Genomic DNA, 8436 nt, shown 5'->3' on the forward strand with positions numbered 1-8436 from the left:
TGACCCCGGTTTCGTGAAGTTCCTCCAGCCTGGCGGAGCGACTGGGCGCGTTCGTCGTCCTGCCGTACGAACGCGCGCACGGGGTGCCCTTGGCCGAGCAGCATGTCGACCATCATCCGGCTCACACCACCGATTTCTCCTGCGGCGCCGGTGATCAGGATGGGATTGCGCTCTGACATCAAGGTGTCCTCTTCTGGCTGGGGGTGGGTCAGCTCTTCTGGTCAGGAGGGATGCCAGGCCGTTTGCGTGAGGCTGCGCGTCAGCCGGCCAGGCGGTTGATCTTGCGGATCTGCTTGTCGAAGGTCCGGGCGGGAACGAGGCGGCGCAGTGTGCTCACCCGTCCGGCCGTGGTGCCGGCGGTGTAGCGCAGCTTCGGCCTGGCGTCGGTCGCCGCCGCGACGATCGCCTTGGCGACGACGGCGGGTGCGTCGCCGCCCCTGATGGCCTCCGCCATGACGCGGTCGGCGATCTGCCGCTGCTTCGCGTAGGCGTGCAGGGGCGTGTCCGGCTTCGCGCTGTTGGCCTCGAATGCGGTCCTGGTGTAGGCCGGTTCGACGAGAAGCGACCGGATGCCGTACTCCCGGACCTCGTGGTCGAGCGACTCGGAGTAGCCCTCGATCGCGTGTTTGGAGGCGGCGTAGACGGCCATGTACGGCTGGGGAATGAATCCGAGCACGGACGAGATGTTGATGATGCGTCCGCGTCGCTGTGCGCGCATGTACGGCAGGACCTTCGTCACCATGCGCATCACGCCGAAGACGTTGGTGTCGAAGACGGCCTGGGCCTGCTCCACGGAGGTCTCCTCCGCCGCGCCCGTCGAACCGACACCGGCGTTGTTGACCAGGGCGTCGATCCGCCCGAACCGCTCGCTCACCTCGTGGACCGCCGCGGCGACCGAGGCGTCGTCGGCCACGTCGAGGCCGAGGAACGTCACACCGTCGAGCGGGGTGACGCGTGAGGTGTCGCGGCTTGTGCCGACCACGTCGAACCCCGCCGCGACCAGTGCGAGCGCGGTTTCCCTCCCGATGCCGGATGACGCACCCGTCACGAGTGCCACCGGCCGATCTGTCGTCATCATGACTCCCACGCTCGTTGCAAAACCGATCGGTTTCCATCACTGTAAACCGATCGGTTTCCTAGGGCAAGTCCAAGCGGGGGAGGGCGGCGGCATGGGCAGGGCGGCGCACAGGAGAGGCGCGGGAGTGTCATTCGCGCGGCGATCGCCAGGCGGGTCGGCGTCACGCAGCCGTGTCTCTTCCGGCTCTTCCCGGACGAGAGACGATCTTCGTCGCCGCTCTGACGCGGAGCAGGGAAGACACCCGCCTGGCTTTCGAGAGGGCGGCCGATGAGGCGGAGGGCGGCGAGCAGGCGCTTCAGGCCCTGACGAGTGCTTACGCACGACTGATCTCGACGCGTCCCGAAATGCTCCTGACGCAGATGCAGGGATACGTCACCGTGGCGGCCGCCGCGGCGCTGTAGAGGTCGGCGAGGTCGTCCGGGTCGGCCGGATAAGGATCTGGGAGACCGCGCACCTGCGCACCTGCGCACCTGCCGCTGGGTGCCGACGCCGAAGCGACCGCGAGGTTCTTCGCCGCCGTCGCCGAGGACGGCATGCTCGGCACCACTCTTGCGGCTATGGGGCTGTCCCCGAACGCGAGGCGGCGGGAGGCGTTCCGGAGGGGCGATCCGTCAGCGCACGCCCGCCGCGTCGAGCAGGGTGATCACCGTGGGCGCGATGAGCCCCGTCAGTTGGTCCGCGCCGATGCCCGCACGGGCGCTGCCACCGTCGAAGACCAGACTGAGTTGCCGGGCCAGCAGGCCGGGATCGCTCGCCCCGCCCCGCTCGGCCTCGGCGCGGAAGAAGGCGGTCAGGTTCTCCTTGACCTGACGGGCGACCCGGCTCGCGGGGTGGCTCTGGTCCTTGAGCTCGATCTGCGCGGCCAGGAAGGGGCAGCCGTAGAACTCGGGCGCGCCCGACAGTGATTCCACCTGCTCGAAAACGTGCAGGATCCGCTCTCTCGGGGAACGGTCGTCGTCCGCCGCGGGCAGGAGTGCCGCCACGTAGGCGGAGGTGCGCCGCTCCAGACTCGCCGCGAGCAGTTCGTCCTTGCTGTCGAACAGCTGGTACATGGAGCGCTTCGAGACTCCCGCCGCCTTGCACAGCGCCTCGACACCGATGCCGACACCGTCTCGGTAGGTGAGTGTGGCCGCCGCCTCCAGCAGCCGCTCCCTGGGGCTTTGTTTCACTTCGGTGGTCATATCGCGAGGTTAACCCAGAAGGGAGTAATTCAAAACCGATCGGTTTCCATGGTGGCGTCCGCGCGGAGGCTCGTCGACGGCCTGGGGGAAGGCCGTCGCCGAGCCGTGGTGCGTGCGTGCCCGGCGTCTCCGGCAGGGCGACACACACGGCGACACACACCGGGGCCACTCCGAGTGATGGCCCCGTCCTTGGGGGAATGGGAGGATGGCCTGCGCTATGCCGGGGCCGTCGTCTTCTCGGGCGTCGTCTCCACCGGGATGCGGTGCAGCCCCTTGCGGTCGTACCACCCCAGCACGCCGAAACCGAAGAGTGCGGCCGCCACGAGGCCGGCTGCCATCATGACCCAGCCCCGGGTCAGTCCCGCGTCGCCCTGGGCGTCGTAGGAGAGGATCGAGCGGATGCCACCGACGATCTGCCGCAGCGGCTCGAACTCCGCCAGGAAGCGGTAGAAGCCCGGCAGCGCCTCGATGGGGGTGGTGGCCCCGGACGTCGGCACCGCCATCCCGATGAAGACCAGCGTGACCACGAGCATGCCGGGCGTGCCGAAGACCGCGAGCGCAGGTCGCCCGCGCGGCCGACGGGAGGCGATGCCGTCTTGCCCCGCACGCGAGGGTCCGGACGGCCTCCCGCTATTGCGGTGCGATGGCTTTGAGCCAGCCCTCGACGGCGACGACATCTGCCCACTGCGGGAACAGCTTTTCGGTGAGCATCGTGTGCACCTCGGGGTCGGTGTCGAGGCAGGCATCCGCCAGGACGGTGAGGCCGAAGTCCAGGTCGATAGCGTGCCACAGGGTGGACAGCACCACAGCGCTGGTGGCGATGCCAGTGAGAACAAGGCTGTCGATCTCGCGAGCCCTGAGTACCAAGTCGAGGTCGCTGCCCGAGAACGCGCTCCCCCGCCTCTTGGAAACCACCACGTCGCCCTGCTGGGGCGCGACGTCGTCATGAATCTCGGTGCCAGGGGCGCCCTCGGTGAACAGGCCGGCCCGCACGACGTTTGTCATCACCCTGTTGCGAGGGCTGACTTCCGGATCGCCCGGCCGTAACCCCATCACCACGTAGATCACAGGGATGCCGGCAGCCCGGGCACCGTCGATCGCTCTGCGCAAGCGCGGCAGATACCCGGAACCGTCGTCGGCGATGGCCACGACATCCCGTTGGACGTCCATCACCAGAAGCGCACTGTTCGCCATGCTCGCCGTCCCTTCTCCGTTGTGAACGAGAGCAAGTCTGGTGGATCAATCGAGCCGCGGTGGAGGTTTCGGAGATCCTCATCAGCGTCGCGCCGCAGTGCGCCCATGACTGGTGGCTGTTCGCATCGACTCTTCTTGCCCTGTGATCACCAGTGCTGTCCAAACTCGGTGATAAGCGGTGTCGCCCGTCAGTTACGAAGCCAGACCGGCTTGGAAGGTCAGCCCAAGGTCTGCGTCAGCTCGCTACGGCTCGATGAGTGGACGATCCGGCCATGTGCCCCGTTGACGATCGGCATGTAGGGCGGAATGTGGCCGCACTCGACGTCGGCGATGATCGGCACGTTCAGGGTGCCAAGCGCGTCGAGGACAGCCTCATGGTGGCTGAGGGAGCTGTAGCCCGGTGCGCTGCTCCGACCGACGAGGATCGCGTTCGCGCGGTCGAAGAATCCGGCGATCCTCATGCCGTGCAGGTTCCGGCAGATCGTGAAGACGTCGCTGCCGGCATCCTCCACGTATACGAGGAGCCCATTTGGGGACTCATCGCGAGCGAAGGCGGCGACATCCAGGTAGCTCGTCCCCGCGAGGTTGCGAAGCGCCTCGATGCAGCCCCCGATCAGTCTTCCCTCGGCCTCCAAGTCACCAGTGCCGTCGAGCCGGGTCCATGTGCCAGCGGCGTCAAGCGTGTACTCACGTACCTCGGGATGGCCGACGAAGTCGTCGAAGCCCGTGGTCCGGTGGCGACCGGGCGGGTACTGCGTGAACGGGTGACCCGCGGGTGCGGCGACGATGTCGAGCCACGACAACAGTCCCTCGGAGACGCGGTAGGGAGTGTCCGAAAGGTTGTTGCCGTGGAGTGTCGCCGTGCCGGTGAGCAGGGTCAGCGGTGTCATCAGGATCGAGATGTCGGAGAACCCGACGAGCCAGGTCGGCTCCGCCTCGCGCAGCCGGTCCCAGTCGAGCAGCGGAATCAGGTCGATAGCGGTCTCTCCGCCCCACGGCGGCACGACCGCCCGGACGGTGGGGTCGGTCAGCATCGCCATCAGTTCACTCGCGCGGTCGGCGGCCGGGGCACTCACGTGCCCCGAGCCGTCCATGCACTCCCCGACGACGACCTCGCACCCACGTGCCTGCACGTCACGGACAGCGACATGGAGCCGCTCACGCATGTCCTTCCCTCAAGATGGCCGTACCCGTCGGCGCGCAGATCCAGCACATCGACGCAGCGCCCGGATCGACGTCCACGCTGCAAGGCGACCGCATCACCATGTACGTCGAAAGCCTGACGGGGACCCTCTCCGGTGTCGAGGGCATCCCCCTGCCCCCGGCGCTTCGCCTCCGTCTCGCCCCCGACACCGTTCCGGAGTGGCTTTTCGACACGGTCGGGAAACCCGGCCTCAAGCTCCAGCTCGGCCTGGACGACGCCGACATCCACCAGGCCGGACAGACGGGCGGAGAGCTCACCATCCCCGGGATCCACGGGTACGGCACGCCACGGCGAAGTCGGGGCCTCTGCTGGACTTGCGCCTGGGAAACCGATCGGTTTACTGTAGTGGATACCGATCGGTTTCACATTCTTGTGGAGGTAGTCATGACCGTTTTGAAGGGCGCGAACGTCGTCGTCACCGGTGGCAGCCGGGGCATCGGCGCTGGTGGAAGAGCTGTACGCGCGTGGAGCCGCCAAGGTCTACGCCACGGCCCGCGACCCGCGCACCGTGACGCACCCCGACGCGGTCCCGGTGGCGCTGGAGGTCACCGACCCGGTCTCCGTGGCGGCTGCCGCCGCCCAGGCGCAGGACGTCACCGTGCTGATCAACAACGCGGGTGCCGCGGTGGGCGCCTCCTTCCTCGACTCCCCGGTCGACGACGTACGCAAGGAGTTCGAGACCAACTTCTACGGGCCCCTGCTGCTCACCCGCGCCTTCGTACCGATCATCGAGCGCAACGGCGGCGGCCACATCCTCAACGTCCACTCCGTGCTCTCCTGGCTGGCACTCGGCGGCTCCTACAGCGCCTCCAAGGCCGCCCTGTGGTCGCAGTCCAACTCCCTGCGCCTGGAGCTTCAGCCGCGCGGCATCGGCGTCACCGGACTGCACGTCGGGTACGTCGACACGGACCTGGCGGCGGGCGTCGACGCGCCCAAGTCCGACCCTCGTGACATCGCCGCCCTCGCCCTCGACGGGGTCGAGACGGGCGCGTACGAGGTGCTCGCCGACGACATCACGCGCCAGGTCAAGGCAGGCCTCGCCGGCGACCTGGCCGGGCTGTACGACCAGCTGGCCAAGTAAGACAGGGAAGACAGGACAGGGAGACGGCGAGATGCCCAGCCAGGAGTCACGTCCCACGATTCACATCCCGGGGACGACCACACACACCATCGCCCCTCGCGGAGGGCGTGACGGCCGCGAGGGAACGCTGCGCTACCTCAAGGCGGGCAGCGGTGCCCCGCTTGTCCTGCTGCACACCGTGCGCACGCAGGCCGAGCACTTCCGTCTCCTCATTCCGCTGATCGCGGAGCAGTACACCGTTTATGCCCTCGATCTGCCGGGGATGGGCTACTCCGAGATCGTGCCCGGGGCGTCGTACGACGAGCCGGCCATGCGTGCGGGGGTCGAGCGGCTCCTGACGGAACTCGACCTGCATGACGTGACGTTGGTCGGGGAGTCCATGGGGGCGGTGCTCGCCCTGACCACCGCGGCCGATCTGCCGGAGCGGGTGCGGCGCGTCGTCGCGGTCAACACTTACGACTTCCGCGGCGGGATCGCCCGCTCCAACCTCCTCGCCCGCGTGGTGATCAGCGGTGTCCTCATGCCCGGGGTGGGCCCGGTGATCGCCGGTGTGGAGCCCAAGCCCGCCCTCAGCAAGATCCTTCAGGGCGGCCTGGGCGACAAGAGCGCGCTACACGAGGACTACGTGGACGAACTGCTCCAGGTGGGCGGCCGCCCCGGCTACCCGGCCGTCGCCCGGGGCGTCTACCAGAACCTGCCCAGCCTCATCGCGGCCCGCTCGCGCTACCCCGAGGTCAAGGCACCCATCCACCTCGTCTACGGGGAGAAGGACTGGTCCCGGCCCTCGGACCGGGAGGCCAACAAGAAGCTGCTGCCGGCCGCCGACTTCACGCAGGTGCCGAAGGCCGGCCACTTCATCGCCCTGGAACGGCCCGACGTACTGGCCGACCTGTTGAACGCGGTGGCGTGACCGCCCCGGACCCCTCTGGCCACATCTGAGGAGCGGTACATGACGGAGGTCCGGATCGAGATCGACGTTCCGGCGGAGACGCGTGACGGCACGTGCTGCGGGCGGACGTCTACCGGCCCGTCGGCTGCGGACCGTGGCCGGTTCGCAGCCGAGGGGGACCGGGAGCCGTGAACGTACGAGGAGAGCGACGGGTACGACACCCTACGGTGGGCTGCCGCCCCTTCCCGGTGCGAGCGGCTCCGTCGGCATGATCGGCGTCAGCTGTTTCGGCAACACACGGTGGATGGCGGGGCTGGCCAAGCCGCCGGAGCTGAAGGTGATCGCGCTGATGCTCACGTGGTCCGATCCGGCGAGGGACTGTGGACGCGCGGCGGTGCGATCGAGTTCGGCGCCCTGGCCCCTCATGATGGGTGCCGACGCGCTCATGCGCCGGCACGCTACCGATCTGCTCGACCTCGCCGGGCAGCCTGACCTGCTGATCTCGGTTTGCTCATGAGACAGCAGGACGGCCGTGTCTGCCACCGGTTGGTCGACCGCCACAGTCCCACCCAACAACGGCTCAAGACGCTGCTGCACCGGATCGACGGCATGGCCCCGAGCAGGCCCTGCGCACACGACGCGTCCCTGGTAGCGATTCACTCGCTGCCCGCTTTTCTGGTGGGGGAGTGGGGGAGTGGGGGAGGAGCGAGGAAGGCTCGCAGGGCGTCGGCCACCGAACTCGCCGGGTCCAGCGGTCGGCGAAGGCGGCCAGTTCCTCGCCACCGGGACGATCGCCGACGCCCACGACGCGAAACTGCGCACCGACGTGGTGGACGTGACCGACTCGGCTCGGGTCAACGCCTGGATCGACGGCGTCACCGCCGGTCTCGGCCGCCTTGAGCTCCTGGTCGACAACGCCGGCAGCATCCGCGACAACCGTGTCGAGGACATCACCGACGACGACTGGCACGCCGTCGTCGGCGTCAGCCTCACCGGCGGCTTCCACCGCGCCCGCGCCGCGCTCGGCCCCATGACACACCAGGACTACGGACGCATCGTCAGCTTCTCCTCCATGTCCTGGTCCCGGCCTCATCGACACCCCCATGCTCGCCTCCATGAACGGCCCCGCACGCGGCAAACTCACGAACAAGATCCCATGCGCCGCACCGGCAGGCCCCAGGACATCGCCGAAGCCGCGGCCTTCCTCGCCAGCGAGGCGGCCGGCTACATCACCGGTGTCGTCCTGGATGTGGACGGCGGCATCTCCCCCGGGTCCTCGATCCGCTGACGCCGCTTCGGCGGTCAGGCGGTGACGGTGGGCTCGCCGTCCGGAACTGCCACCGTGTTGCCGCTGGTGGCGAACCCGAAGGCGTCTCCGGTGTGGATCGCCGTCATCATCCAGTGGAGGACCACCCAGCTGCCAGGAAGCTCCTGCTGGAACAGGGTCCGGTGCTGCGTGTCGGTGAATCCGTCGCGGACCGCGGCGATCGACGCCCGCATGCCGTCGATGCCCGAGGCTACGTCAGTGGCGGAGTTGTGGTCGATCACATCCGCGGCGAACACCTCGTCCGCCCCGTCGACGTTGCCGGTGTCGTAGAACTCCAGCTCGCGCGCGGCGACCCGCAGTGCGGTGCTCGTAGCCGAGCGCACCATCTCGCTCGCTGAGTTAGCCCTGTGTATTCAGCGGAATTGGGCGATCTGACGCTCCGATAGCAGAAAGGTGCCGCTGACCTGTAAGGATGCGAGTGTCTAGGTCGTATCCGGCACAGAAGTCAGGGCACCTTTCTGGTGGTTGAGCGTACAGGGTGG

Annotated in this window: 8 protein-coding genes and 2 pseudogenes; 4 read left to right on the top strand and 6 right to left on the bottom strand. The window is 68.3% G+C overall.

Going from position 1 to position 8436, the window contains the following annotated elements; genetic code table 11:
• Positions 1-259 precede the first annotated feature (259 nt).
• The 5 genes and pseudogenes from ACWD0J_RS08020 to ACWD0J_RS08040 form a co-directional block, all read right to left on the bottom strand.
• Complete coding sequence (locus ACWD0J_RS08020) at positions 260-1075, bottom strand: oxidoreductase (RefSeq protein ID WP_451494918.1); 816 nt, start codon at positions 1073-1075, stop codon at positions 260-262.
• Between the two features lie 614 nt (positions 1076-1689).
• A complete protein-coding gene (locus ACWD0J_RS08025) occupies positions 1690-2259 on the bottom strand; it encodes a TetR/AcrR family transcriptional regulator (RefSeq protein WP_451494906.1) in 570 nt (189 codons plus the stop codon).
• 215 nt (positions 2260-2474) lie between these two features.
• Positions 2475-2816 (bottom strand): annotated as a pseudogene (locus ACWD0J_RS08030) (DUF3533 domain-containing protein); the annotation flags it as partial.
• A gap of 73 nt (positions 2817-2889) precedes the next feature.
• Positions 2890-3453, bottom strand: coding sequence for a cysteine hydrolase family protein (locus tag ACWD0J_RS08035; protein ID WP_451494907.1), 564 nt, complete (start codon positions 3451-3453; stop codon positions 2890-2892).
• A 218-nt stretch (positions 3454-3671) separates the two neighbouring features.
• Positions 3672-4619, bottom strand: coding sequence for a S66 family peptidase (locus ACWD0J_RS08040; RefSeq protein WP_451494908.1), 948 nt, complete (start codon positions 4617-4619; stop codon positions 3672-3674).
• A 422-nt stretch (positions 4620-5041) separates the two neighbouring features.
• Between ACWD0J_RS08040 and ACWD0J_RS08045 the strand changes: the two are divergent.
• The 4 genes and pseudogenes from ACWD0J_RS08045 to ACWD0J_RS08060 all read left to right on the top strand — a co-directional run bounded on the left by ACWD0J_RS08045 (position 5042) and on the right by ACWD0J_RS08060 (position 7915).
• Positions 5042-5738 (top strand): annotated as a pseudogene (locus ACWD0J_RS08045) (SDR family oxidoreductase).
• A 31-nt stretch (positions 5739-5769) separates the two neighbouring features.
• Entirely contained in the window at positions 5770-6648 is an 879-nt protein-coding gene (locus tag ACWD0J_RS08050) for an alpha/beta fold hydrolase (RefSeq protein WP_451494909.1), read from the top strand.
• Positions 6649-6931: 283 nt separating this feature from the next.
• On the top strand, positions 6932-7144 hold the full coding sequence (locus ACWD0J_RS08055; RefSeq protein WP_451494910.1) for a hypothetical protein: 213 nt from the start codon (positions 6932-6934) through the stop codon (positions 7142-7144).
• Between the two features lie 177 nt (positions 7145-7321).
• Entirely contained in the window at positions 7322-7915 is a 594-nt protein-coding gene (locus ACWD0J_RS08060) for an SDR family oxidoreductase (RefSeq protein WP_451494911.1), read from the top strand.
• A gap of 14 nt (positions 7916-7929) precedes the next feature.
• Here ACWD0J_RS08060 and ACWD0J_RS08065 read toward each other — a convergent pair whose 3' ends face one another.
• Positions 7930-8280 carry an ester cyclase gene (locus ACWD0J_RS08065; RefSeq protein ID WP_451494912.1) on the bottom strand — a complete coding sequence of 117 codons (351 nt, stop codon included), beginning with the start codon at positions 8278-8280 and terminating at the stop codon, positions 7930-7932.
• Positions 8281-8436 lie beyond the last annotated feature (156 nt).

This window comes from Streptomyces sp. NPDC003011, assembly GCF_053591515.1.

Bases quoted from the DNA above. Each gene is read 5' to 3' on its own strand.
- ACWD0J_RS08025 (WP_451494906.1), bottom strand. From the start codon at position 2,259: ATGACCACCGAAGTGAAACAAAGCCCCAGGGAGCGGCTGCTGGAGGCG.
- ACWD0J_RS08050 (WP_451494909.1), top strand. From the start codon at position 5,770: ATGCCCAGCCAGGAGTCACGTCCCACGATTCACATCCCGGGGACGACC.
- ACWD0J_RS08065 (WP_451494912.1), bottom strand. From the start codon at position 8,280: ATGGTGCGCTCGGCTACGAGCACCGCACTGCGGGTCGCCGCGCGCGAG.
- ACWD0J_RS08040 (WP_451494908.1), bottom strand. From the start codon at position 4,619: ATGCGTGAGCGGCTCCATGTCGCTGTCCGTGACGTGCAGGCACGTGGG.
- ACWD0J_RS08055 (WP_451494910.1), top strand. From the start codon at position 6,932: ATGGCGGGGCTGGCCAAGCCGCCGGAGCTGAAGGTGATCGCGCTGATG.
- ACWD0J_RS08020 (WP_451494918.1), bottom strand. From the start codon at position 1,075: ATGACGACAGATCGGCCGGTGGCACTCGTGACGGGTGCGTCATCCGGC.
- ACWD0J_RS08035 (WP_451494907.1), bottom strand. From the start codon at position 3,453: ATGGCGAACAGTGCGCTTCTGGTGATGGACGTCCAACGGGATGTCGTG.